This window comes from Streptomyces silaceus (assembly GCF_001419745.1).
GTDB lineage: Bacteria > Actinomycetota > Actinomycetes > Streptomycetales > Streptomycetaceae > Streptomyces > Streptomyces silaceus.
In genome coordinates, this window is record NZ_LIRJ01000201.1 from 269 (window position 1) to 26,004 (window position 25,736).

General features: G+C 72.6%; 19 protein-coding genes. 9 read left to right on the plus strand and 10 right to left on the minus strand.

Annotation, left to right across the window (positions count from 1 at the left end; genetic code table 11):
• Nucleotides 1-306 (minus strand): carboxymuconolactone decarboxylase family protein (locus AOK22_RS19860; RefSeq protein WP_167357862.1); only part of this gene is annotated, 306 nt, incomplete at its 3' end.
• 229 nt (nt 307-535) lie between these two features.
• On the opposite strand from AOK22_RS19860, the gene sigJ reads away from it, so the two are divergent.
• On the plus strand, nt 536-1,468 hold the full coding sequence (sigJ, locus tag AOK22_RS19865; RefSeq protein ID WP_055700035.1) for an RNA polymerase sigma factor SigJ: 933 nt from the start codon (nt 536-538) through the stop codon (nt 1,466-1,468).
• Nucleotides 1,469-1,532: 64 nt separating this feature from the next.
• On the opposite strand, the gene AOK22_RS19870 is transcribed toward sigJ, so the two are convergent.
• Both AOK22_RS19870 and AOK22_RS19875 read right to left on the minus strand, forming a co-directional pair.
• Nucleotides 1,533-2,114, minus strand: coding sequence for a GrpB family protein (locus AOK22_RS19870; protein ID WP_055700055.1), 582 nt, complete (start codon nt 2,112-2,114; stop codon nt 1,533-1,535).
• A 184-nt stretch (nt 2,115-2,298) separates the two neighbouring features.
• Nucleotides 2,299-2,706 (minus strand): hypothetical protein, encoded by a 408-nt coding sequence (locus AOK22_RS19875; protein ID WP_157872264.1) that lies wholly within the window; start codon nt 2,704-2,706, stop codon nt 2,299-2,301.
• Nucleotides 2,707-2,826: 120 nt separating this feature from the next.
• Between AOK22_RS19875 and AOK22_RS19880 the strand changes: the two genes are divergently transcribed.
• Nucleotides 2,827-3,375 (plus strand): heme-binding beta-barrel domain-containing protein, encoded by a 549-nt coding sequence (locus AOK22_RS19880; RefSeq protein ID WP_055700037.1) that lies wholly within the window; start codon nt 2,827-2,829, stop codon nt 3,373-3,375.
• A 63-nt stretch (nt 3,376-3,438) separates the two neighbouring features.
• A complete protein-coding gene (locus AOK22_RS19885) occupies nt 3,439-5,265 on the plus strand; it encodes a hypothetical protein (RefSeq protein ID WP_055700038.1) in 1,827 nt (608 codons plus the stop codon).
• On the opposite strand, the gene AOK22_RS19890 is transcribed toward AOK22_RS19885, so the two are convergent.
• Nucleotides 5,244-5,633 carry a cupin domain-containing protein gene (locus AOK22_RS19890; protein WP_055700039.1) on the minus strand — a complete coding sequence of 130 codons (390 nt, stop codon included), beginning with the start codon at nt 5,631-5,633 and terminating at the stop codon, nt 5,244-5,246. The genes AOK22_RS19885 and AOK22_RS19890 overlap by 22 nt on opposite strands.
• A 139-nt stretch (nt 5,634-5,772) precedes the next feature.
• Nucleotides 5,773-6,324: a MarR family winged helix-turn-helix transcriptional regulator gene (locus AOK22_RS19895; protein ID WP_055700040.1), complete on the minus strand. Its 552-nt coding sequence runs from the start codon at nt 6,322-6,324 to the stop codon at nt 5,773-5,775.
• Nucleotides 6,325-6,392: 68 nt separating this feature from the next.
• On the opposite strand from AOK22_RS19895, the gene AOK22_RS19900 reads away from it, so the two are divergent.
• The 3 genes from AOK22_RS19900 (at nt 6,393) to AOK22_RS19910 (ending at nt 11,615) form a co-directional block, all read left to right on the plus strand.
• Entirely contained in the window at nt 6,393-7,121 is a 729-nt protein-coding gene (locus AOK22_RS19900) for an SDR family NAD(P)-dependent oxidoreductase (RefSeq protein WP_055700041.1), read from the plus strand.
• A gap of 170 nt (nt 7,122-7,291) precedes the next feature.
• The gene (locus tag AOK22_RS19905) at nt 7,292-10,672 is read left to right on the plus strand and encodes a molybdopterin-dependent oxidoreductase (protein WP_244164902.1); all 3,381 of its coding nucleotides are present in this window, start codon (nt 7,292-7,294) and stop codon (nt 10,670-10,672) included.
• A gap of 127 nt (nt 10,673-10,799) precedes the next feature.
• A complete protein-coding gene (locus AOK22_RS19910) occupies nt 10,800-11,615 on the plus strand; it encodes an SAM-dependent methyltransferase (protein ID WP_055700042.1) in 816 nt (271 codons plus the stop codon).
• A 68-nt stretch (nt 11,616-11,683) separates the two neighbouring features.
• Here the strand turns inward: AOK22_RS19910 and AOK22_RS19915 are convergent, their stop codons facing one another.
• Nucleotides 11,684-12,109: a pyridoxamine 5'-phosphate oxidase family protein gene (locus tag AOK22_RS19915; RefSeq protein WP_055700043.1), complete on the minus strand. Its 426-nt coding sequence runs from the start codon at nt 12,107-12,109 to the stop codon at nt 11,684-11,686.
• Nucleotides 12,110-12,353: 244 nt separating this feature from the next.
• Here AOK22_RS19915 and AOK22_RS19920 point away from each other — a divergent pair, with 244 nt between their 5' ends.
• From AOK22_RS19920 to AOK22_RS19930, 3 genes are all read left to right on the plus strand, one after another.
• Nucleotides 12,354-16,121 carry a hypothetical protein gene (locus tag AOK22_RS19920; RefSeq protein WP_055700044.1) on the plus strand — a complete coding sequence of 1,256 codons (3,768 nt, stop codon included), beginning with the start codon at nt 12,354-12,356 and terminating at the stop codon, nt 16,119-16,121.
• 2 nt (nt 16,122-16,123) lie between these two features.
• Nucleotides 16,124-20,263 carry a hypothetical protein gene (locus tag AOK22_RS19925; protein WP_055700045.1) on the plus strand — a complete coding sequence of 1,380 codons (4,140 nt, stop codon included), beginning with the start codon at nt 16,124-16,126 and terminating at the stop codon, nt 20,261-20,263.
• Between the two features lie 202 nt (nt 20,264-20,465).
• Complete coding sequence (locus AOK22_RS19930; RefSeq protein WP_055700046.1) at nt 20,466-20,768, plus strand: hypothetical protein; 303 nt, start codon at nt 20,466-20,468, stop codon at nt 20,766-20,768.
• Nucleotides 20,769-20,876: 108 nt separating this feature from the next.
• Here AOK22_RS19930 and AOK22_RS19935 read toward each other — a convergent pair whose 3' ends face one another.
• The 4 genes from AOK22_RS19935 to AOK22_RS19950 all read right to left on the minus strand — a co-directional run bounded on the left by AOK22_RS19935 (nt 20,877) and on the right by AOK22_RS19950 (nt 25,617).
• Nucleotides 20,877-21,899 (minus strand): hemolysin family protein, encoded by a 1,023-nt coding sequence (locus AOK22_RS19935; RefSeq protein ID WP_055700047.1) that lies wholly within the window; start codon nt 21,897-21,899, stop codon nt 20,877-20,879.
• Nucleotides 21,896-23,275 carry a hemolysin family protein gene (locus tag AOK22_RS19940; RefSeq protein ID WP_055700048.1) on the minus strand — a complete coding sequence of 460 codons (1,380 nt, stop codon included), beginning with the start codon at nt 23,273-23,275 and terminating at the stop codon, nt 21,896-21,898. The genes AOK22_RS19935 and AOK22_RS19940 overlap by 4 nt, the downstream gene beginning before the upstream one ends.
• Nucleotides 23,276-23,613: 338 nt before the next feature.
• On the minus strand, nt 23,614-25,059 hold the full coding sequence (gene argG / locus AOK22_RS19945; RefSeq protein WP_055700049.1) for an argininosuccinate synthase: 1,446 nt from the start codon (nt 25,057-25,059) through the stop codon (nt 23,614-23,616).
• A gap of 96 nt (nt 25,060-25,155) precedes the next feature.
• A complete protein-coding gene (locus AOK22_RS19950) occupies nt 25,156-25,617 on the minus strand; it encodes a pyridoxamine 5'-phosphate oxidase family protein (protein WP_055700050.1) in 462 nt (153 codons plus the stop codon).
• Between the last annotated feature and the right edge of the window lie 119 nt (nt 25,618-25,736).

Sequence of the window (25,736 nt, forward strand, 5' to 3'; positions counted from 1 at the left end):
GTCGGCGATGCGGGTGCCCTCCTCCACCAGGGCGAGCGCGGCCCGCTCGGCGTCGGTGTACACCGTGGCCTCCCGCCAGACCGCCACCAGGTGGAGACGCTGGGCGCTCTCCCCCGCGTGCGTGGCGTCCTTGGTGTGCATGTCGACGCAGAATCCGCAGCCGTTGATCTGGCTGGCGCGCAGCAGGACCAGTTCCCGGGTCGCGGCCGGAATCGTCGAGTCCAGGAGCACCATGCCCGCGGAGACGAGGTGCTTCAGTCCCTTCGCTCCGACGGGGTTGTTCTTGAAGTCGAGACGGGTGTCCATGGGGTTCTCCTCTGTGTACGTGGCTACGAGATGCATGCGTCCAGTACGACGAGGCGGCCCGCCGGAGTGTGAGGTGCCGTCGTGACGTCACATTCCGGCGGGCTGTCTCGTCGTAGGGGCGAGTGACGCAGGCGACGCGGGATCACGACACAACGCGCGAGGCGAGTGCGCGGCACAGGAACGCGCCCCAGAAGCCGTCGCGGACATCGACCGAAGGAGCAGCCCGAGCATGACGACCCGACCCGAGCCACGAGACGCCTGGACCGACCCGGGCCTGGGCGCGATCATGAGCGAGCGGCGGAAGCTCATCAATCTCGCGTACCGGATGCTCGGTTCGCTGGCGGACGCCGAGGACGTCGTGCAGGAGACGTACGCACGCTGGTACGCGATGTCCGCCGCGCAGCAGGAGGCCATCGCGTCGCCCGGCGGCTGGCTGCGGACGGTGGCGAGCCGCATCTGTCTCGACCTGCTCGGCTCGGCGCGGGCCCGGCGCGAGAACTACGTGGGCGAATGGCTGCCGGAGCCGGTGCCCGATCAGGGTGAGTGGGGCGCCGGACCGGCGCTCGGCGCCACGTCCGACCCTGCCGACCGGGTCACGCTGGACGAGTCGATCAACATGGCGTTCCTCGTCGTACTCGAATCGATGACGCCCGCCGAGCGCGTGGCGTTCGTCCTGCACGACGTCTTCCGCTACACCTTCCCGGAGGTCGCCGAGATCGTCGGCCGGACCCCGGTGGCCTGCCGCCAGTTGGCGACCTCGGCCCGTCGCCGCATCCGTGCCGCACGCCCGACGGCGACTCCGGCGGCCCGGCGCGCCGCGCTCGTCCGGGACTTCAAGCTGGCGTGGGAGGCGAAGGACATCGAGGCGCTGATCGAACTGCTCGACCCGGACGCCACGGGCCTTTCCGACGGCGGTGGCCTGGTCAACGCGGCGCCCCGCACCGTGGGAGGCGAGCAGATCGCCCGCTGGCTGATCACCGTCATGGGCCTGGCGCCCGACCTGACGCTCCTGGAACGTAGGGTCAACGGAGAGCCCGGCCTCGTGATCCAGCAGGCCGGCACCACCAGGACGGTGGTGGCGTTCGACTTCGCGGGCGACCGGATCAAGCAGTTGTGGGCGGTACGGAACCCGGAGAAGCTGCGGCCGTGGACGACACCGTGAGAGCCGCCCGCCGACCGGGCGCGTGAGGTACTGGCCCGCACCTCATGCGCCGCCGTGCCGCGGCTCAACCGGCCTCGGCAGCCGCACGCTCCAGAATGCCGGCGACGACTTCGGACTTGGCGTCGGCATAGTTCTGCATGTACTCCCAGGTCTGCCGGGAGAGGCCGCGCTTGGTGTCGGCGTAGAGGGTGCGGTCGCCTTCGTGGGTGCGCAGCCGGTCGCGGAAGAGCAGCATCCGGTCGATCTCCGCGCAGCCCGCCGACAAGACGTGCAGGTTCACGGTCTCGGCGCTGTGGGCGCGGTCGTCGGGGAACCGCTTGCGCAGGACGCGGTGCTCGTACCACTCCGGTTCGCGGATGGCGAGCGTGAAGCCGAGCGGTTCGAGAGGGGGTACGTACGACTCCTCGTCGCCCGAGTCGGGGACGATCAGGAGCATGTCGATGACCGGCTTGGCGGGCAGCTCCGGGACCGAGGTCGAGCCGACGTGCTCGACGCGGTGGTCGAGGGCGCCGAGCCGCTCCCCCATCGACGCGGCCTCCACCGCGAACACCTCCGACCACCGGGGGTCGTGCTCGCGCAGGGTGACCTGGCCGTTGAGCTTGGGGGCCGCGCCGAGGTTGGCGGCCTCGATCTCCTCGGTCGTCATGGAGACGCGTACAATCTCCGGCTCGGGCACGGGGGGCTCCTGTTCGTGGTCGGCTCGGGATACGGCTACGGGGTGTGGATCAACCCCCAGTAAAACAAAGGCCTGTCCGCTGAGCCGCCGTGTTCGACGTCCCCGTACGGAGCCGTACGCAGCCGTCCGACTCCTCGTCCCGCCTTGTCCCGTCTCATCGCGCCTTCTGCCGGCGCGGCCGAGGCCGGCCCGGCCAACTCGCCCACCGCAGGGCCTCCGCTTCCTGGGGCGGCAGCAGTCCCGCTCCGACGAGTGCGGCGCGTCCCGCCTCTCGTCCGGCGATCCGGTAGCCGAGCTCCGAGGAGTCCACCTCGTGGAACGTCCCGTCGGTGACGAGCACGGCGGCCGCGACCCCGTCGAGCCCCTCGACGATCCCCTCCCGCACCGCGGGCAGGTACTCGGCCGGCAGCCGACGCTCGGGCACGGCGCTGAGCAGCTCGAACCCACCGCCCGCCCCGGGCGGTTCGAAACTGGCGACGACGTGCGCGTACGGCCCGCAGGCACCGCGGTTCAGCAGTACGCGGACACACACGTCGGGCACGGGGAGAGGCAGCCCTTTCATGGGGGCACTGTAGTGAGGGGATTGCGCGGGGCTCATGGGCACGCCCCGCACCCCGCCCCGTCGGAAAGTGCCTAGGCTGCCCTGCGGTCCCCGAACCCGAACCCTTCAGGAGCGCGCACCGTGTTCAGCCCCGTACCGTCGCAGCCCTTTCCCTTTCCCGACAGCCGTCGGCCGGATCAGGCGCCCGCGCCGCACGCGCTCCTCGCCCCCGTGCTCGGTCTCCTCGGCACGTGGAACGGCACCGGGCACGGCGGGTATCCGACCCTCGAAGGCGACTTCGACTACGCCCAGGAGGTCACCTTCAGCCACGACGGTCGGCCCTTCCTGCACTACGAGGCCCGCGCCTGGCTGCTCGACGCCGACGGGGCGCCGCTGCGGCCCTCGGCCCGCGAGAGCGGCTGGTGGCGGCTGCAGCCCGACGGCCGCGTGGAGGCCCTGATCACGCAGCCCACCGGCATCACCGAGATCGCCGTCGGGCAGGCCGCCCAGGACACCGTCGACCTCCCCACCCATCAGGTGGCTCTCACCCCGACCGCCAAGACCGTCGACGCCACGCACCGCCGCTACACCCTGACCGGCGCCGACACCCTCACCTTCGAGCACCACCTCGCGGCCGTCGGCCAGCCGTTGCAGCACCACCTGACGGCCCATCTGCGACGCACCGCGTAGCGAGCGCGGGCCGGCAGGCGCGGGGTGACTCGGTGTCACTTCCGTGGCCATAGGGTTGCCCGCATGGTGGAGGAGATCGACGACATCGACTGGGCCGCGCTGGAGCACGCCTACGGAACGGCGGACGACGTGCCCGAGCTGCTGCGCGCGGCCGGTTCGACGGATCCGCGGGTGCGGGAGGACGCCGTCGAGGAACTGTTCTCCTCGCTCTGCCATCAGGGGTCGATCTACTCCGCGACCGTGGCCGCCGTGCCCTTCGTCGCACGGCTCGCCCTGGAGGGGCCCGGCGGCCGGCTGCCGATGCTGTGGCTGCTGCACGGCACCGCGACCGGGTCCGGCCGCGCGTACCGGCAGGCGCGGCGCGCGGTCGCCGGGGCGCTGCCCGCGCTGCTCGGTCTGGCCGCCGACGACGACCCGGACGTCCGCCGCACGCTCGTGTGGATCGTCGCCGCCTGCGAGGAGGCGTCCCTGCCCCTGCTCCCCTTGCTGCGGGCCCGGTTCGAGACCGAGGAGCACCCCGACGTACGGGCCGATCTCGTGACCGCGCTCGGGCTGCTCGACGTCTCGCCCGGCCCGCGCACGGCACGCAACGAGGCCCTGCTGTCCGCGCCGGAGCCGACGGTCCGACGGGCCGCGGCGACGGATCTGCTGCGCACGACGCCGTTGCCGTTCCCTTCCGCTCTCGTGGACTCCGCGCTCGACGCCCACCGCGCCGCGCCGTCCGACGACGACTCCCACCGCCCCTGGCCGAGCGCCTACATCCCCTTCCAGGAGCGGCTGTTGGACGATCCGGACGCGGCGTTGCGCGCCGTGGCGCGAGGGCTGCCGCTCGCCTGGGAGCTGACGCAGACCTGGCGCGACCGCGAACGGGACGTCCTGCCCTGGCTCGCCGAGGCCGCCGCGGACGCGGAGGATCTGTGCCGGGTGGCCAGGGTGGGTGCCGCGGTCGCCGGGAGTGAGGACAGCGGGTACGCCGCCGGCGTCCCCCGGCTCGCCGGTCATCTGCGGTCCGACGACCCCGCCCTGCGCGTCGCGGCCACCCTGGTGGCCGTGCGGCTGCGCCTTCCCGACGCGCTCGACCTCGTCCTCCAACTGATGGACGACCTACCGGAAGAGGCGGCCTCCCTCCAGCTCGTGCTGCTGGGCACTCCCGGCGTGGCCGTGACCGCCGCGGTGGAGACGTTCGGTCCGGCCGCCGAGCCGGTCGCCCGGCGCGTCGCCGCCGGGCCCCTGCGTACGGAGTGGCTGGACGTGCTCCGTCACTTCCCCGCGCTCGCGGCGGACCGCGTGGACGATCTCGTACGCATGCTGCCCGCGTCTGTCGGCGTGCTGGCCGCACTCGGCCCCGCGGCGGGCCCGGCCGCCGCGCGGGCCCTGCGCGCGCGGGCAGAGGCCGGTGACCTCACGGCGGCGCTGGCGCTCGCGCGGGTCGACGGCGACGCGGGGCCCGCGATGACGGCGGTGCGGGCGCTGCCGGACGCCGTGGCGCGGCGGACGGCAGCCGTCAGGGTGGCACGCGAACTCGGCTCCCCCGCCGCGGACTTGATGCCGCTCCTGGAGGAGCGGCTCGGCGCGCCCGCGCGGGAGAGCCGGGCGGACGCCGCCGCCGCGATCTGGCGCGTCACGGGACGTGCCGACGACATGGCCCCCGTCGTCGCCGACCAGCTCGCCCGCCGCGGTGACCTGCACGAGCCGCATCTGGACGCGCTGCGCACGCTCAAGGCCATGCGCCTGCTCCCCGAAGCGGCCCGCCCGGCGGTGGAGCACATCGCCTCATCGCCCCGCCGCGTCATGTCCGGCTTCCCCTGCGACGGAACCCCCCACCCGGACCTGACGGCACGCGCACTGGCCCGCGCCCTCTTGGGCACTCAGCTCAGCGGTCCTGCCTGAGTCCCCTCTTCCACGGCGTAGCCGGGCACGGACGGCCATCGGACGGTCAGCACAACCGATTCTTCGTCCGCGAACCACGAGTGGTCGACTCCGCGGCCCCACACGACGTAGTCACCCTGTTCTTCCAAGACGACGCTGCGGCCGGGCAGTTCGACGCGGAAGCGGCCGCTGATGAGGACCAGGAGGGCGGTCCGCTCCTCGCCCTTGACCCATTGCGCTCGCTCGTCGCCGCGCGGGTGGACGCCCCATTTGATCTCCACGGCCTCGCTGTGGCGGGGATCGCCGGCGTCCTTGAAGTGTCCGAGGAGCCACCCTCGGTCCAGAGCCGCATCCTTGCCCGCATTGCCCACGTATACGCTGTCATTCACGGACCTGGACGCTAGCAGCTGCCCTGGTGGACACGATCAGCACTCGCGCGATCATGGCCTGAGAGTGACCTCACTGGGGCCGTCGCACGGGGCCGGCGAGGTCACCGTCCGTGGCCTCCGCGGGCCATCCGGCGCACTCTCACTCCAGCCCCACCTGCGTCAGCCGATCGTCCCCCAGTCGGCGCTGCACGTCCTCGAGGAGCACCCCGAGCAGTTCGGTCAGGCGGGCCTGTTGCTCCGCGTCGAGGCCGCTCACCAGGTCCGCCTCGCGGCCGAGCACTTGGTCCACCGTCGCCTCGACCAGGGCGTGGCCCGCCGCGGTCAGCGTGACCACGACCGTGCGGGGGCGGCCCTCACCGGGGCCCCGGGTGACCAGGCCCTCGCGTTCGGCGCGGGCCACCCGCTGGGAGACCGCGCCGGCCGTGACCATGGAGCGGCGGCCCAGTTCCCGCGTGCTCAGGGCGTAGGGGGCGCCACTGCGGCGCAGCACGCTGAGCAGGTCGAGGGTCGCGGCGTCCACTCCCGCGCGGGCCAGGACCCGCCGCCGGTCGTCGCCGAAGAGCTTGGCCAGCTGCCAGATCGGCGTGACGATCCCGATCGACGTGGCCGGGGTGCCGGGGCGCTCACGCTCCCACGCCGCCGCGATGTCCTGCGCGCTGTGCACGGCGGCTTCGCCGGAATCTCTTGCCATGGCCCGCTCTCCCAGTGCTACGTTTAGCTCTAAATTTAGACCTCAACGGAACGTTCGGAGCTCAGCTTATGACACGTACCATCCTGGTCACCGGCGGCGGCACCGGCATCGGCCGCGCGGCGGCACGGCACTTCGCCGCGCAGGGCGACACGGTGTTCGTCACCGGCCGCCGCCCCGAACCCCTGGAGCTCCTGGCGAAGGAGACCGGCGTGCGCCCCCTGGTGTGCGACCACACCCTGCCCGAGGCGCTCACCGCCCTCCTCGCCGAGCTGCCCGAGCGGATCGACGTCCTGGTGAACAACGCCGGCGGCAACACCGACTTCGACGCCGACGCGCCGACGGACCTCGCCGCCTACGCGCGGACCTTCCGCGCCAACCTGGACGCGAACCTCGTCAGCGCCGCGCTCACCACCAAGGCGGTCGAGGACCGGCTCGCGGAGGGCGGCGCCGTCGTGCACATCGGCTCCATCGCCGCCGCCACGGGATCCGGTTCCCACGGCTCGTACGGCGCCTCCAAGGCCGCGCTCGCCACCTGGAACATCGACCTGGCCCGCATCCTGGGCCCGCGCGGCGTCACCGCGAACGTCGTCGCGCCCGGATTCATCGCCGACACCGAGTTCTTCCGCGACCAGCTGGCCGACGAGCGCCGCGAGCGGCTCGTGGCCGCCACCTCGACGGGCCGCGCCGGCTCTCCCGAGGACGTCGCGGGCACGATCGCCTTCCTCGCGTCCCCCGCGGCCCGGCACATCACCGGCCAGGTGCTGCACGTCAACGGAGGCGCCCACAGCACCCGCTGACGCCGCCCGCGGGGCACGGGAACCGCCCGTGCCCCGCGGCACCTCCTGTTCCACCAGTGACCTACGTCCCACGGAAGAGGACCATCGGCGGCCGGGCCCCCGGCCAAGAAGGCGTGCAATGGAGAGGGACCGTACGACAGGGACGCCGACCGACCCTCCGGAGGCACGTGGTGATCGAGGAGAAGCGGGGATTCTGCACGCTCTGCAAGTCGCGCTGCGGCGCGGTCTTCACCGTGGAGGACGGCAGGATCACCGGAGTCCGGCCCGACCCAGGGCATCCGACGGGTGCGGCGATGTGCCCCAAGGGGCGTTCCGCCGCCGAGATCGCGCACAGCAGCCGGCGGCTGACCACGCCGCTGCGGCGCACCCGCCCCAAGGGGGACGACGATCCCGGCTGGGAGCCGATCTCCTGGGACGAGGCGCTGGACGAGATCGCGGAGCGGCTGCGCGCCATCGCCGCGGAGAGCGGGCCGGAGGCGGTCGCCTTCGGCGTCGCCACGCCGAGCGGCACGATGATCTCCGACGCCACCGAGTGGATCGAACGCTTCGTACGCCGCTTCGGCAGCCCCAACACCGTCTACAGCGCCGAGATCTGCAACTGGCACAAGGACTTCGCACACGCCTTCACCTTCGGCTGCCCGCTTCCCCCGCCGGACTACGCGCACGCCGACCTCGCGGTGCTGTGGGGCTTCAACCCGGCCAAGACCTGGCTCGCCCAGTCCGCCGCCCTCTCCGCGGCCCAGACGCGCGGCACCCGCCTCGCCGTCGTCGACCCGCGCCGCTCCACCAGTGCCCTGCGCGCCGACCACTGGCTGCGGGTGCGCCCCGGCACCGACGCCGCGCTCGCCCTGGGCCTCGCCCACCTCCTCATCGAGAACGGCACCTACGACGAGGGGTTCGTGCGCGCCTGGACCAACGCGCCCTTCCTGGTCCGGGCGGACGACGGACGCTTCCTGCGGGCCGAGGACGTCGTGGCGGACGCCGAGGGCTACGTCGTGTGGGACGAGCGGGCCGGGGCGGCGGACGTCCTGGACACCGCCCGCGCCGCCGACGCGCCGGAGCGGTTCGCGCTGCGCGGTGTCCGCCGCGTCCGCCTGCGCGACGGCGCGGAGGTGGCCTGCGCACCGGCCTTCGAGACGTACGCGGAAGCCTGCGCGCAATGGCCGGTCGAACGCGTCGCGGCCACCACCTGGATCCCGGAGGCGGAGATCCGCGCCCTGGCCGACGAGATCGCGGCGGCCCGCTCGGTGACGTACTACGGCTGGACCGGTGTCGGGCAGAGCGCCAACGCCGCCCAGACCGAGCGCGCCCTGGCCACCCTGTACGCGCTCACCGGCTCCTTCGACGCGCCGGGCGGAAACCGGCTCGCCCCCGCGCCGCCGTACCGTCCCGCCGCCACCGCCGCCGACCTCGCGCCGGAGCTGCGGGCCAAGGCGCTCGGCCTGGACAAGCACCCCCTGGGACCGCCCTCCTCCGGCTACATCAACGCCGGCGACCTGTGCCGGGCCATCGAGGAGCACCGGCCCTACCGCGTACGGGCCCTGGTCGGCTTCGGCTCCAACCTCGTGGTGGCACAGCCCGGTTCGGACCGGACCGCGCGGGCCCTGCGCGCCCTGGACTTCCAGGTGCACCTCGACCTGTTCATGAATCCCACCTGCGCGAGCGCCGACATCGTGCTGCCCGTCAACAGCGCGTACGAGCACGAGGCGCTGCGCTTCGGCTTCGAGATCGGCCGGCGCGCGCAGGAGCAGGTCCAGCTGCGGCCGCGGATCGTCGATCCCCTGCCCGGCACGCGCTCGGACACCGAGGTCGTCTTCGCCCTGGCCGCCCGCCTCGGGATGGACGAGGAGTTCTTCCACGGCGACATCGAGGCGGCCTGGGACTGGCAGCTGGCGCCGCTGGGCCTGACGGCGGAGCGGCTGCGCGCCGCGCCCGGTGGGGTGCGGATCCCCCAGCCCGACATCGAGCGCCGGTACGCGACCACCGACGCCGAGGGCCGGGTCACCGGCTTCAACACGCCGACCCGGCGCGTGGAGCTGTACTCCGAGCGTCTCCTGGACCACGGCTACCCCGCCGTCCCCGAGCACCACGAGCCCGCCGCGCCCGACGCGTCCTTCCCGCTCGTGCTGACCTGCGCCAAGCACGGCTACTACGTCCACAGCCAGCAGCGCGCCGTCACCTCGCTGCGGCGCCGCGCCACCGACCCGGGTCTCGACCTGCACCCCGAGACCGCCGCCGCCCGTGGCATCGGTGAAGGCCAGTGGGTGGAACTGGCCACCCGTCTGGGCGCGATCCGGCTGCGCGCCCGCTTCGACGACTCCCTGCACCCCGGTGTCGTCGTCGGCGAGTACGGCTGGTGGCAGGACGCCCCCGACCTGGCCCTGCCCGGCGCCGACCCGCTCGGCGCCGCCGGCAGCAACTACAACCGTCTCGTGGACCACACGACGACCGACCCGCTCAGCGGCTCCGCGCCGCTGCGCTCCCTGGCCTGCGAGGTCCGCGCGACGCCTCCGGACGGCGCGTGGCCGGGCACCCGCACCTTCACGCTCACCGCGCTCGACGACCGGAGTCCGGGGGTACGCACGCTGCGTCTGGAGCCCGTCGACGGCGGCCGTCTGCCCGATCACCGGCCCGGCCAGCACGTGACCCTGCGCTCCGGCGCGCCTCAGGCTCCGGACGCCACGCGCGCGTACTCGCTGACCGGCCCCGCCACCGACCCGGCACGCACCGCGTACGAGGTCGCCGTGCGTCACCTTCCGGACGGCGCCTTCTCGACGTACGTCCACCAGCGCCTCCGGATCGGCGACCGGCTCGAACTCACTTCTCCCGGCGGGGTCTTCGCCCTTCCCACGGACACCGACCATCCCGTGGTCCTGCTCGCGGGCGGCATCGGCATCACCCCGTTCCTCGGCTATCTGGAGACCCTCGCCGCGCGCGGCGGCACGGTGCCCGAGGTCGTCCTGCACCACGGCGTCACGAGCGGCGCCGACCACCCCTTCCGGGAGCGGCTGTGCGAGCTGGAACGGCGGATCGACGTCCTGCGCGTCCACACCCACTACGCGGCCCCCTCGCCCGCCGACGTCCTCGGCCGCGACTACGAACGGCAGGGCTTCGTCACCGCCGACGCTCTCGATCCGGGGCTCGTGGGGCGCCGGGCCCGCTTCTACCTGTGCGGGCCCGAAGCCATGCTCGTGGCGCTCACCGACGGGCTGCGCTCGCGCGGGGTGCCGCCCTTCGAGATCTTCAGCGAGCGCTTCCGTGCGGCACCGCGCACCGTCGACGTACCCGAAGACGCGCGTTTCACCGTGCGCTTCGCGCGCTCGGGCCGCGAACTGACCTGGACCGGGCCCGCGGGCACCCTCCTCGACCTCGGCGAACGGGCCGGGGTGGCCATGCCGAGCGGCTGCCGTGTGGGCCAGTGCGAGAGCTGCGCCTGCACGGTCCTGGAGGGCCGGGCGGCGCATCTCGTCGACCCCGGCGACGCGTTGCCGGACGACACCGTCCTCGCCTGTCAGGCGATCCCGGCATCGGACGTCGTGCTCGACGCGTGAGGCCGCATTCAGCGGGCCAGGACACGCGGGCGGCCCCGGACACGTGAACGGGTGTGCGGAGCAATAACGTTGGGGCGTAGGTTGTGCGATGAACAGTTCACGCCACGGCGGAAAGACGGACCCCCTGATGACCGACCACACCACGACGCCCGATCCGGCGGCGCAGCAGAAGATCGACTCGTCGGTGCCGCACTCGGCCCGGATCTGGAACTACTGGCTGGGCGGCAAGGACAACTACCCCGTGGACGAGGAGGCGGGCGACGCGTACAGCGCCGTCTTCCCCGGCATCGTCACCGTCGCCCGCAGCAGCCGTGCCTTCCTGCGCCGCAACATCAGCCACCTGGTCACCGAGGCCGGCATCCGGCAGTTCCTGGACATCGGGACCGGCCTGCCGACCGTCGACAACACCCATGAGGTCGCCCAGCGGCTCGCCCCGAACGCCAGGATCGTCTACGTCGACCACGACCCGATGGTCCTCACGCACGCGCGTGCCCTGCTGACGTCCACCCCCGAGGGCGCGACCGCCTACGTCGACGCCGATCTGTCGGACCCCGACCGCATCCTGGCCGCCGCCTCCGACACGCTCGACCTGAGCCGTCCCACCGCGCTGATCCTCAGCAACATCCTCGGGCACATCGGCGATTATGACCAGGCGCGTGCCATCGTCAAGCGCCTGATGGAGGGCCTGCCGTCCGGCAGCTATCTGTCGATCAACGACGGCTCGCGGGGCACGGACGCCGCGTACGAGCAGGCCCAGGACAGCTACAACGCGTCCGGCGCCATCCCGTACTTCCTGCGCCCGGTCGACCAGATCACGGCGTTCTTCGACGGCCTGGAACTCCTGGAGCCCGGCGTGGTCTCGGTGCCGTTCTGGCGCCCGGAGCCCGGTTCGCCCGCCCAGGAGCCGATCGGCGAGCACGGCGGTCTCGCCCTCAAGCGGTGACCTGCCGAGGCACCGGCTGACCTCTTGAGGCACCGCGGGAGCCCGACCCGTCGGCCGGCGCCGGCGGGTCAGACCGTGCCGAGGTCCGCCGAGTACCAGCGCTCGGGCCGCAGGTGGTAGGCGAGCTGCTCGCCGTGTTCCTTGAGCGAGAACTCCACGTACGACGCGACCTTCTCGGCCGGGAGGTAGCGCGCCGCCATCTCCCGCACCTGCTCGGCGGTCGCGTCCTCCGTGCGGACCACGGGGCCCTCCACGGACACGTACCGGATGGTGGGCTCCAGCCGTTCCACCATCAGCGAGAAGCGTCCCGCCGCCGAGAGCAGCCGCGCCTTCCTGGAGTCGCGAGCGGTCAGCACCCACAGCTCGCCGCCCGGGGCGTACTGGTACCAGATCGGCAGCGTGAGCGGTCCCCGTCCCTGCCCCGCGTCGATCGCGATCGCTCCGATGCGGGGCTCGGCCAGGAACAGTTGGCGCTCTTCGACACTCAGGGGCATGAGGATCTCCTTGTGCGATGTCGTCCGGACGTACTCCGACGTGGCGCTCGGCCTCTCGTGAGGGTCAACTCGCCTGTCCCCGGCAGGTATTCCACGCCCCATGTCCCCGCGGCGGGTCACATCACTCGATCGGGTGGCAGTGGAGATCATCTGCGCGAGTCGCGGTGATCGTTCGGGAGCCTGGACGGAGTGCTGACGCAGGTGTGCGCAGACACCGCTCTGACCCGCTCGACGGGAGAGATACATGGCCGCGTCCCCCTCCTCCTCTTCGACGTCATCCCCTTCCTCTTCGTCATCCTCCTCGTCTTCGCCGTCGCCCGAGCCGTACCGCCTGCTGCGGGCGACCGATCTGCTGGACCTGCACTTCACCTTCGTGGGGCTGCGCCTCGAACGTCCCCTGGTCGGCCCGCGACGGCTGGTGCGCAAGGACCCCGCCCTGCCGGGTCTCCTCGTGGTCGCCTTCGGCCCGCAGCACGTCGCCGAACAGGCCTTCTTCGAGGTGAGCCCCGGGCTTCCCGAGCCGGGAAGTCCCGTCTCGGGGGCGGCGGCGCCGTCCGGCAGCGAGCCGCACGAGCCCCCGCCGGTCGCCTCCCGTGCCGGCGGCCGCAGCCTGCTCGTGTTCGCCGTGGCCGCCGACGACGTCATCGAGTACAGCGAAACCGGTCTCCTCGACGCCATGCGGACGCTCCCCCTGCATGTCGTGGACGCCGCCCGGGAATCGCCCGCGGCGGCAACCGGGCTCGCACCGGCCCCCGGTGAGGTGCCCCTCGACGTGTTCCAGGCACTGCGCCTGGCGCGGACAGCGGCCCGACTGGCCGCGCGTCACGGGCCGGACGGGCCGGTCGCCGCGGGATTGCGCGCCGCTCCCCCGGCCGCCACCGCCTTGGCGGGTTCCGCGCCCGGACCGGAGAACCCTCTGGCGGACGCCGCCAACCCCCGGACCGGCATCGAACTGCCGTACCGCCTCCTCCTCTCCCCGCCCCAGACGGCCGGCTGGACCCACACCGCCGACCTCCCGGAGCCCTCCCCCGACGAACGGGTCGAGCTCTGGCACACCCGGATGCGAGCGGCGGGCCGGGCGCGCGCCGTGTGGACCCGCGACCCCGGTTTCGACCCTGCCGTCCCGCGACCACTGGACGCGGGCGGCAACGACTTCCCCATGGCCCTCGACCGCAAGGACCGGTCGTCGGTGGTGCACCTGAGCTGCGACCCACGGCTCCCCGGGGGCTTCTCCCCCGCACCGCTCGACGTCGACCAGCTGATCCTGTCCGCCCTCGGCGGCTGGCTCGACTCCCTCGGCCGGTGGGACAGGCCGCCGGCCGGCTTCGACGTCACCCAGTGGCGGCACCGCGCCGCGCTCGGCCGCGACCACTACGTACGCGTCATGTACCGGGGCCGGCTCTTTCCGTTCGGGCATCTGGCCGACCTCGTGAAGGTCACCGAGCGCAAGTTCGACCACGACCGCCCGGACCGCGCCGCCTACCTCAACCAGCGGTTCTTCATCATGGTGCGCGAGCCGGTGCGCACCTATGGCGCGCCGGAGGACAACGAAGACCAACGCCGCCTGCGCAGACTGTTCCCGTTCACCAGCGTCCGGCTGCTCACCCCGGTCACGCCGGACCTCCTGCGGCCGGTGCCGATTCCGGGTCTGTCGTCCCTCGACGGCGACCCGGACGAGAAGCTCGCCTTCTTCCCCGTGTCCGCCGCCGAGGACCCCTTCACGTTCCAGGTGAGCATGGTCGATCTCGACGGGCGCATCCTGGAGTTCCGTACGCCGATGGCGTTCGTCGGCAAGCTGGTGCACGAGAACCCGGCCGATGTGCGGACGATCGTCGAGCACTACACCGGGCTGGTGTCCGGCCCCACGCCCGACCCCCCTGACCTCGGCGATCCGGGCGTCCGGCGCGTCGTCGCGGACGTACGCGGCCAGTCCGTCGCCTACGCGCCGAGCCGCAGGCCCGACGACACGACGCTGTCCACGGGGCAACTGGTCTGGGGCGCCGCGACCAGCGATTCCATCCTGGGCCTCGACCCCACCGACCACCCCCGCTTCCTGCCCACCGTGCGGTGGGCGCGGGCCGTGGTCCCCGCGCTCGGCCGGTTCGGCGGGGGCGCAGGCGGCGACCGTCCGCAGTCGGTGTTCTACCCGGAGCCCTACGCGCGGGACGCCTTCTCCGAGGCGAACAAGGGCGAGGTGTTCATCGAGCTGGCCGCGCCCGTCGACCTCTCCTTCCGCGACGGCGGCCAGACCGCCGGAGCGCTGGCCCAGCCCAACTTCCCGGTCGCGGGCCTCTCGCGGCTCACCGGGCCGGTGGCGGCGACCCCGGACCGCCGGCTCGCGACGGGCACAGACGCGGGCGCCGACCCCTTCGACAAGTGGGCCAAGCTCGCCCAGGGAAAGTTCAACCCCCTCGACTACTTCGGCGAACTGGCCGGGGCCAAGCTCTTCGGGATGTTCCCGCTCACCGAGATCCTGAGCGAGGTCGGACTCGGCGACCTCAAGGCGCCGCGCTTCCTCACGGCGACGGTCGACGCGGTCACCGGACTCCTCGACGACCTGCTCGGACTGCGTGACCTGCTCGTCTCGGTCCAGGAGCAGTTCCCCCAGACGGTGGACCTGGTCCTGCGGGCGACCGACACCGCCGACGTCTTCGCCCGGACCCTCGTCGCGTACCTCACCGACCAGTTGGAGGGCGCGCCGGACCCGACGACCATCGAGGAGGTGGAGCGCGCCTTCACCGCGTTCTCCGACGCGCTCGCCGCGCTGCGCCTCGGCCTGCCGGCCGCGGTGGACTCGGGCGTACGGCAGGTGCTCGGCCGGATCGCCGAGGTGACCGCCACCTGGGACAGCACGGTCGGCGAGGCACTGGCGCTGAAGAAGGCCGTCGAGACGGCCGCTCTCGGGGCGAAGCTGCCGGAGGTCGTGAACTCCCGCCTCCAGTGGCAGCCCGACATCACACCGTGGGCGCCGGGCGAACCCGCACCGACCCGTCCCGAGGACGCCGTGTTCTGGCCGACGGGCAAGCTGACGCTGATCACCGACCTACGGGGCTCGCTGCGCCCGGACGTGCCGCAGGCCGCGGACGTCACCTGCACCCTCGGCAGGTTCGACCTGCGCATGGTCCCGGGCTTCGACGCGGTCGTGCTGCACTTCGAGCAGATCCGGTTCAGCATGCGGGCCGGGCAGAAGCCCGACGTCGAGGTGAAGTTCGGCGGCGTGGACTTCGTCGGGAACCTCGACTTCGTCCAGACCCTGCGCGACATCATCCCGCTCGACGGCTTCAGCGACCCGCCGGCGATCACGGTCGACGGCTCCGGAATCCACGCGAACTACTCCATGCAGCTGCCGAACGCCGCGGTCGGGGTGTTCAGCCTGGAGAACCTCTCGCTGAACGCCGGGATCTCGGTCCCGTTCATCGGCGACACCCCGCTGCAGGCCGGATTCGCGTTCTGCCGGCGGGAGGCGCCCTTCCGGCTGACGGTGTCGATGCTGGGCGGCGGCGGTTACTTCGGGATCGTGCTGAATCCCCGGCAGATCGCCGTCCTGGACGCCGCCCTCGAGTTCGGGGCCGCCGTGTCCATGAACTTCGGGGTGGCCAGCGGCAGTCTGTCCGTGATGGCCGGGATCTACTTCCGTCTCGATCTCGCGCGCGACAGCGTCACGCTCGTCGGCTATCTGCGGGCGCGCGGCGAGGTCGATGTCCTCGGCATCGTCTCCGCCTCCATCGAGCTGTACATGGAGCTGGGCTACAAGGACGGTTACGCGGTCGGCCGGGCCACGCTGACCATCAGCATCGAGATCGGCTTCTTCGAGACGTCGGTGACCATCTCCTGCGAGAAGAGGTTCGCCGGAAGCGGCACCGGGGCCGCCGCGCTCGCCGCGGCCGGTGACGTCCCCGCCCTCGGTCCGCCGTCGTTCCTCGACCTCATGTCGCCGTACGACGATCCGGTGACCGGCTCCCGCGTCGACCCCGTCCTCGACTACTGCACGGCCTTCGCGGAGGTGGACTGACCATGGACAGCATCCGATGGACCGTGCTTCCCGACGGCGTCGTCGACGCGGACACCGTACGCGTGTCCGTGCTCGTCAGTCCCACCCTCACCGGGATCGGCACGCTGGGGCAGTCGGCGTACTTCGCGCGGTGGCCCGAGCGGCTCGCCACGCTGCTGCCGTCGCTGTGGCTGGAGTTCGACGGCCCCCGGGGCGCGGTCGTCAAGGAGCTCCGGCCGACCGGCCGCCACCCCTCCGCCGATCCCGCCCTGTGGCGGACCCTGTTCACCGACGACACCTACGTACGCCCGCCGCAGCAGCCGACCGCCCTGCTGCCCGAGGAGCGGCGCACGCTCCGGTCCTATCCGGGCAAGCTCGTGCACGACGAGGTGACCGGGCTGTACGAGGCGGTCGCGGTGTACACGACCCGGAGCAGGCTGCGTACGGAGTGGGCGCGCGAGGAGCGGCTGTTGTGCGAGGAGCCGCCGACCGACCACCGCGGCTGGGAGTTGCCCGCGCTGAACCGCGTCACCGACATGATCTCCGAGCCGGTGCTCGGCCTCGGCAGGAACATCCAGGCCGGGTACGAGATCCTGGAGAGCGCCCTGCTTCCTCGCGCGAGCGGGGTCGCCGCCCCGGCCGACGGGAACAACACGCCGCGCTCCATGGACCGTACGAGCGAGGTGTACACCGGCGAGAACAAGCGGATGCTGCCGCTCGCCGAGGCCGCGCGCTTCTACGACCGGGGCAAGGAGCCGGCGACGCTCGCCGAGGAGCCGCCGCACCGGATCGACTTCCATGAGGCGTGCGGCCTCCTGGGCGACTATCCGGAGCTGCAGCGCCGGTTCGGTCTGGTCCTCGACCTGAGTTTCGCCGTGCCCGCCGGAGTGGCCGACGGCGCGAGGGTCCGTGTGCTCTTCGACGAGCGGCTGGACGGCGCGGACGGTCTCAACGCCGTGGACAGCAGGCCCTGGACGCGGATCCGGTTCGCCCGGGGCACCGTGTTCGAGGCCGCTCCCGGGGACGACACGCTGCTCTCCGGCCACATGCTCGACCTGTCCGACGCCGGGACCTGGCACCTGACCGAGCTCGACGTGGACGGCGCGGCCCTCAAGCACATCGACTACGCCCGCACGATCGGAACCCTGAGCGACGGCACCCTGCCCTCGGGCGTCGGCTCGGTGGCCCAGCAGGTGTCGGGCACCGGCACCCCGGCGGCCCGCGGCGCCGGAATCACCTTGCTGCACGCCGACCGCGACCGGCATCTGGCCGGCCGGATCGGCGCCGACCTCGACCGCCGAGGGACCTCCGAGGAGGTGACGCTGACCGCCGCCGACCTGCTGCGCGGCTACCGCGTGGACATCGGCGTCGTCGATCCGGCCACTGGTCGGGTCGCCCAGTGGCGGTCGCTGCTGCGCCGCAGGGGCCGTTACGCCGTCCGCCGGCCGGGGCAGCGGCCCGTCGAGATCCGGGTGCGCCCGGACGAGGGCCTGGTGCGGGCCAGCGCGGTCACCCTCGACGCCGCCGACGACCGACAGCTGTACGGACACCAGGCGGTGCTGGGCTGGCACGGATGGAGTCTCGCGGCGCCCCGGCCGGGCCGGACCATCGGCCTGGACGACCGGCCCGAGGCCCCCGCCCCTCCGGTGTCGCCGGATGTGCCCCTGTCCACCGCGTTCACCGCGGAGCCCGGCTCGCTGCCGTCACTGCGCTTCGGCCGGACCTACCGGATGCGCGTCCGGCTGGCCGACCTGGCCGGCAACGGCCCCGACCACACGGCGGACACCCCGGACGGCGTCCACTCGGACGCGATCACGTACGGGCGCTGGGAGCCGGTGCCGCAGCCGGTGGTCCTCCCGCTCCTGCCGTTCAACGAGGGCGAGTCCACCGAGCGGCTCGTCATCCGCAGCACCGTGACCGACGAGGGCCGGGAGGTCTCCGCCGACGAGTACGCGCTGTGGCGGTCCGACGTCCCCGACCACGAGGCCCACTCGGCGGTGGACGATCTGGACCGGCGGTACAAGCCGGTCTCGGAGCGGCATGTGGCACCGCCGAAGACCGCCCTCCAGATGGCGGAGGAGCACGGCGTGTTCGACGCCGCCTTCGGACCGGAGAAACCCGACCGGGTACGCGAGGAGTACGCCGCGACGGCGTCCCGCGAGTCCGGCTCCTTCCTGGACACGAAGGTGCGGGACCCCGAGTGGCCGCACCGGGAGCACGACCTGCTGCGGCGGAACGAGATCCACGTCGCGAAGCACGACGTGCACGACCCTCTGCCGCTGACCCGTCTCCCGCTCCCCCGGCGCGGCGCGGGGCTGCGCCAGGGCGAGTTCGTGGTGCACAGCGCCGACCAGCTGATCCTGCCGTACCTCCCGGACGTGCTGGCCGAGGGTGTCATGCTGCGCGGCCTGCCCGGCGACACGGAGAACCGCAGGATCCCCTTTCCCGGGCCGTGGCCGCAGGCCAAGCCGTTCAAGCTGCGGGTCAAGGAGGGCGACGGCGAGCCGCGGTGGCACGACGGCCTCCTGGAGCGGGTCCTGGAGGTGTTCCTGACGAAGGGTGAGATCGCCACGGTCCGGCTGAGCTGCTACCTCGACGCCCGCAAGCTGCCCCTGCTGCGGCAGTGGAGCCTGCTGACCTCCTCGGCGTTCTGGGCGGACCTCTCCGCAGAGGACCGGGCCTTCGTGACCCGGGCCAGCGCCGACGGCGAGAACTGGATGCTCACCCCGTGGGTGGAGCTCACCCTGGTGCACGCGGTGGAGAAGCCCGTGCGCCGCCCGGAACTCGACGACCTGGCCTACGAGCGGACGGCCGAGCAGACCTCGGCACGCCTCACCGGCCTGCTGACCAGCCACGCGGAGAGCAGCGGCCACGTCGAGCTGGACGGCCACTGGCACGAGTGGCTGGACGACGTCACCCGGCCCGCGCCCCTCCGGATCGCGGGGCACACGCACCTGGAGGACATCACTCTCGCCTACTCCGCGGACCAGGAACGGGTCGCCCGCACGCACGAGTTCGGCGACACCCGGCACCGCAAGGTCAGCTGCACGCCGACCGCCGTCACCCGCTTCCGCGAGTACTTCCATCCCACGCTCACCGAGGACCGGGCCAACGTCACCCGTGCCGGCGAGGCCGCCTCTCCCGTTCCGGTGCCCAGCTCCCGCCGTCCCGAGCCGCCCTCGGTGGCGTACGCCGTGCCGACCTTCCGGCACCGGCGGACCGTCGACGAGGAGCGGAAGGCCGTCACCCACCACCGCGGCTCCGCCGGTCTGCGCCTCCATCTGAACCGGCCGTGGTTCTCCTCCGGGGACGACGAGATGCTCGCGGTGATCCTGGAGCCGGACGGCACTGACCTGCCGAACACCTTCGTCACGCGCTGGGGCGTCGACCCCGTCTGGTCCGACACCACGGTCCTGCCGAGGCCCTCGGCCGCCCATTTCCCCGGTGCGGCCCGGAACGTGACCGGACTGCGTCTCGCGGAGTCCCCGGACGCGGCCCCGGTGGCGGTCGACGCGGTGGCCTTCGCGCCGGAGTACCACGAGGCGCGGGGACTCTGGTTCGTGGACATCGACGTGGACTTCGGCGACACGTCGGCGCGCGGGACGACGTACTTTCCGTACGTACGCCTCGCCCTGGCCCGCTATCAGCCGTACTCGGTCGACCCGCTGCACCTCTCGACGGTGGAGCGCGCGGAGTTCGCGCAGCTCGTGCCGCCCCGGTCGGTCACCGGCCGCCGCGAGGGCGACCTCCTCGCCGTCCGCCTCACCGGGCCGGCGCCGTTCAACGAACTCGGCGAACTCAGCGGCACCGGAGCGAGCGCGGCGGCCGCCAGCCGCCGGGTGGTCGTCACGCTCCAGAGCCGGGCCGAGCTGCGGGAGGACGAGATGGACTGGCAACAGCTGGGCACACCGGTCGAGTTGACGTGCACGGCCGATGGCGGTGGTTTCGCCTGGACCGGCGGGGTCGAGGCGCCGGACGGGCAGGTGCTCACCTCGTACCGGCTGCTGGTGGAGGAGTACGAGCTGTACCGCGCCGACCGGGACACGGCCACCGACACGGTCACCGCGGGAGGCGCGGCGGTTCCTGCCGCCCGGCGGCTGGTGCACGCCGACTGCTTCGCGCTGCGCGTCGGCCTGCTCGGCCGGGTCGACTTCGAGCTCTGACAGAAACCTCTCAGCTCTGACAGGGACCGCTCCGTATCGCCCGAGCCCGGAGATGTCCTCACATCTGACGGCTCGTGAGACTTCGCCGTACCCGGCTGAAGTGCGGCGAAAGCCGTTACATAGGATCACTTCGGCCGGTACGGGGGGTTTCACCTGCCTGTGCTGTGCCGTTTGCACATGAGCAGTTGACAATGGAGAGCACATGAAGCGCGTCATACGCGGCCTGGGAGCCGCTGCCGCCACCACCGTCGTCGCCGGAGGCCTGATCCTCGCCCTGCCGGGTGCCGCGAGCGCCAACGACTACGGCTACAGCTGCAAGAACTGGAAGACCGGCAGCTCCTCCTGGTCCGCCGACTGCCATGTCACGCGCGGCAAGGCCCGCACGGTCACGGTGTGCGCCAACAAGACGCACTACGGCGACTGGGTCGGCAAGGGCTACTGGAAGTTCGAGGGCAAGTGCGGCCAGTACGCGCTCCGGGCCACCGACATCCAGTGGAAGAAGTAGCCCTTCCCTGAGGCGCCTTCCCGCCCCGCACCCCTCGGCGCGGCTCTCGCGAGCCACGCCGAGGGGTGCGTGCGTACGAGGTGGATCACACGGCCGTACGGAGTGGGATCACACGGCGGCCGGGGCGGGCCCCACCAGTTCGGTCAGGACGTCCTCCATGGTGACGAAGCCGAGCACGGCGCCCGACTCGCCGGTGACCGCGGCCAGATGGCTGTCCTCGGCCCGCAGCGCGGTGAGGGTGTCGTCCAGCGGGGTGTCGATGCGGACCCGGGTCACCGCGTGCGGCGCACCGGCGGGGAACGGCTGGTCGCGGTCGGCGACCCCGAGGGTGTCCTTGATGTGGAGGTAGCCGAGCAGCGTGCCCCGCGGTCCGGTGACCGGGAAGCGGGAGTATCCGGCCTCGGCGGCCACTCGCTCCAACTCGGCCGGGGTGACGGTGTGTTCGACGGTCCGCATCCGGGCCGCCGGGACGATGATCTCGCCGACCGGCCGGGTGCCGAGCTCCAGGGCGTCGCGCAGGCGCTCCCCGTCGGCGGCCGAGAGCAGCCCGGCCTGGCTGGAGTCGAGCACCATCCGGGCGAGCTGGTCGTCGGTGAAGACGGACTCGACCTCGTCCTTGGGCTCCACGCGCAGCAGCTTCAGGAGGGTGTTGGCGAAGGCGTTGATGCCGAAGACCAGCGGCCTGAGGGCGCGGGTGACGGCGACGAGCGGCGGGCCGAGCAGCAGCGCCGTCCGGGTCGGCGCGGCCAGCGCGATGTTCTTGGGGATCATCTCGCCGATCAGCATGTGCAGATACGTCGCCACGGTCAGCGCGATGACGAACGCGACGGCGTGGACGAGCCCGTCCGGCACGCGCGCGGCCTCGAAGGCGGGCTCCAGGAGATGCGCGATGGCCGGTTCGGCGACCGCGCCGAGCACGAGCGAGGACGCCGTGATGCCGAGCTGGGCGGTCGCCATCATCGCGGAGATGTGCTCGATGCCCCACAGGGTGACGCGGGCGCGACGGTCGCCCTCGGCGGCGCGCGGCTCGATCTGGCTGCGGCGCACGGAGATCAGCGCGAACTCGGCGCCGACGAAGAAGGCGTTGGTCAGCAGGGTCAGGGCCCCGATGACGAGTTGCACGGTGGTCATCGGACCGCCTCCTGGCGCTCGTCCCTGTCCGCGTACGGGTGCCGGTCATGGTCCGTGTGCTGCGCGGGGACCAGGGCGGGCCCGGTGATGAGGACCCGGTCGGCCCGGTGGTGTGCGACGTCGAGGACGTCCAGGCGCCAGCCGTCGTCGAGGTCGAGGCGGTCGCCCTCGACGGGGATGCGGGCGAGCAGCGTGGCCACGAGTCCGGCGACGGTTTCGTAGGGGCCTTCGGGGGCCCGCAGCCCGATGCCGGTGAGGCGGTCGACGCGGACGCTGCCGTCGGCGCGCCAGGCCGCGTGTCCGCCCTCGGCGGCTTCGGCGGGCAGCAGGTCCGGGACCTCCATGGGGTCGTGCTCGTCGCGGACCTCGCCGACGACCTCCTCCACGATGTCCTCGACGGTGGCGACGCCCGCGGTGCCGCCGTACTCGTCGATGATCACCGCCATGGTGCGGGTGGCCCGCAGCCGCTCGAGGAGGCGGTCGGCGGGGAGGCTGTCGGGCACGAGCAGGGGCTCGGTGGCCAGTTCGGTGACCGGTGTGACGGCCCGCTTCGTCGGCTCCAGGGCCAGGACGTCGCGGATGTGGACGGTGCCGGTGACGTCGTCGAGGCTGTCGCGGTAGACGGGGAAGCGGGACAGGCCCGTGGCGTAGGTGAGGTTCGCGGCGTCGGCGGCCGTGGCGTGCGCCTCCAGGGCGCGTACGTCGACGCGCGGGGTCATCACGCTCTGGGCGGTGAGCTCGCCCAGGTGCAGGGTGCGGACGAAGAGTTCGGCGGAGTCGGCCTCGATGGCGCCCTCGGCGGCGGACCGCTGGGCGAGGGCGACCAGTTCCTCGGGGCTGCGCGCGGAGGCCAGTTCCTCGGCGGGTTCCAGGCCGAAGCGGCGTACGACACGGTTGGCGGTGTTGTTGAGGTGCCGGATGAAGGGCGCGAAGGCGGCGGTGAAGCCGCGCTGCGGGGCGGCCACCACCTTGGCCACGGCCAGCGGCCGGGAGATCGCCCAGTTCTTGGGGACCAGTTCGCCGATGACCATGAGGACGACGGTGGAGACGACGACGCCGAGGACGCTCGCCACGGACGGCGCGGCACCGCCGAGCCCGGCCGCCGTCAGCGGTCCGCGCAGCAGGGAGGCGAGCGACGGCTCGGCGAGCATGCCGATGACCAGGGAGGTGACGGTGATGCCGAGTTGGGCGCCGGACAGCTGGAAGGTCAGTCGCCGTACGGCCTTCAGGGCGCCGCCCGCGCCCCGCTCCCCCGCGTCGGCGGCGCGCTCCAGTTCGCCGCGCTCGACCGTCGTCAGGGAGAACTCGGCCGCGACGAACACGGCGCAGGCGAGCGTGAGGAGCAGGGCGAGGAGCAGCAGCAGGATCTCGGTCACCGCGCCACCCCCGTTCCCTCACGCACGGTTTCCGGGCAGGGAGTGGCACGGCTGGTACTGGGAGGCTCGCCCATCGCGGGTCTTGGGCCCCTTCTCGTGCGGGAGGGCCGGGGCCCTCGTCGGCGGGAGGGCGGGTGTGCCCTCACCCACATCGTAAAAGAATGACAAAGCCGCCTGGTCAAGTACCCCGGGAGTGAGGGTTTTCGGTCACCGCGACGAGCTCCTCGCGGACCTCGTCCGCGCACGGCGAAGGACCGGCCCGACGCCGTTGCGGGCGTCGGGCCGGTCCTTTCGGGGGTGCGTGCCTCGGCTTGGTGGTGCGTGCCTCGGCGGCCGGGTCAGTCCGTGCCGAACTCCATCGCGGCGCGGTCGAGCATCTCGTCGTCACCGGCGGCCTCGCCGCGGGAGGCGATGGCCTCGGCGCCGCCCTCGGGCATGGCGCCGATCAGGCCGGTCGCGGCCGCCTGGGCTGCGCCGATCGCCGGGTTGGAGGCGCCGATCAGGCCGATGCCGGCGTACTGCTCCAGCTTGGCGCGGGAGTCGGCGATGTCGAGGTTGCGCATGGTGAGCTGGCCGATGCGGTCCACCGGGCCGAAGGCCGAGTCCTCGGTGCGCTCCATGGAGAGCTTGTCCGGGTGGTAGCTGAAGGCCGGGCCCGTGGTGTCGAGGATCGAGTAGTCCTCGCCGCGCCGCAGCCGCAGGGTGACCTCGCCGGTGACGGCGGCGCCGACCCAGCGCTGGAGCGACTCCCGCACCATGAGCGCCTGCGGGTCCAGCCAGCGGCCCTCGTACATGAGGCGGCCGAGCCGCCGGCCCTCGTTGTGGTACTGCGCGAGGGTGTCCTCGTTGTGGATGGCGTTGACGAGCCGCTCGTAGGCGGCGTGCAGCAGCGCCATGCCCGGGGCCTCGTAGATGCCGCGGCTCTTGGCCTCGATGATCCGGTTCTCGATCTGGTCGGACATGCCCATGCCGTGGCGGCCGCCGATGGCGTTGGCCTCCATCACCAGGTCGACGGCGGAGGCGAACTCCTTGCCGTTGATCGTGACCGGACGGCCCTGGTCGAAGCCGATCGTCACGTCCTCCGCGGCGATCTCGACCGACGGGTCCCAGAACTTCACGCCCATGATCGGCTCGACGGTCTCGACACCCGTGTCCAGGTGCTCCAGCGTCTTGGCCTCGTGGGTGGCGCCCCAGATGTTGGCGTCGGTGGAGTAGGCCTTCTCCGTGCTGTCCCGGTAGGGCAGGTCGTGGGCGAGGAGCCACTCCGACATTTCCTTGCGGCCGCCGAGCTCGGTCACGAAGTCCGCGTCCAGCCAGGGCTTGTAGATCCGCAGGTTCGGGTTGGCCAGCAGGCCGTACCGGTAGAACCGCTCGATGTCGTTGCCCTTGAAGGTCGACCCGTCGCCCCAGATCTGCACGTCGTCCTCGAGCATCGCCCGGACGAGCAGGGTGCCGGTGACGGCGCGGCCGAGGGGCGTCGTGTTGAAGTAGGCGCGCCCCCCGGAGCGGATGTGGAACGCCCCGCAGGTGAGCGCGGCAAGGCCCTCTTCGACCAGCGCGGCGCGGCAGTCGACCAGTCGCGCGATCTCGGCGCCGTACGTCTTGGCGCGGCCCGGCACCGACGCGATGTCGGGCTCGTCGTACTGACCGATATCGGCGGTGTAGGTGCACGGGACGGCGCCCTTGTCGCGCATCCACGCGACGGCGACCGACGTGTCGAGACCGCCCGAGAAGGCGATGCCGACGCGCTCGCCGGCGGGGAGGGAGGTGAGGACCTTAGACATAGGAAGAGTATGCATCATCTCGCATGATCATGCAAAGACGGCACGGTGCCGCCTTTTCCCGCCCCCTGACCCAGGGCACCGGCCCCCGTCCGCGCGCTACTCCAGCCACGCGCCGTCGCGCATGACGACCCTGCCGCGCAGTTCCCGCTCACCGCGCCAGGCGCGCACGGTCCTCGGCGCCACGCGCACGTAGACGTAGGGACGCTCTTCCTCGCGGGGGTCCCATCCGAACTTGGCGGTGAACGTGTCCGCGGCGGCCGTCGGCACGTCCTCGGCCGGGAAGCACTCCGCCTCCCCCTGGAGGAGCACCACGTCGAAGGTGTCGGGCAGCGACAGGCGTACGCGCGGTTCCTCGCGTACGTTGCGCACGGTCGCGGAGGACGCGGTGGTGCACATCCACAGCGCTTCCTGGTGCCACACGAACCACAGCGGCACCTGATGCGGGCCGTGGTCGGGGTGCGCCGTCGACACCCAGACGTCCCGCTCCGCGGCGAGCCGTCCCAGGGTGTCGCGCCTGCGTTCCCGCACGTCACGGCGGGTGATCTCCGAGTTCTGCATGGGCACCGACCCTAGGCGGCGCCCCGCGTGCGCACATGGGGCGCCGGACCTACGCCCTGCGGCCGAGCAGACCTGCGGATCCGCGGGTCAGGAGCCCTGCCGGTCAGCGGTTCAGGAGC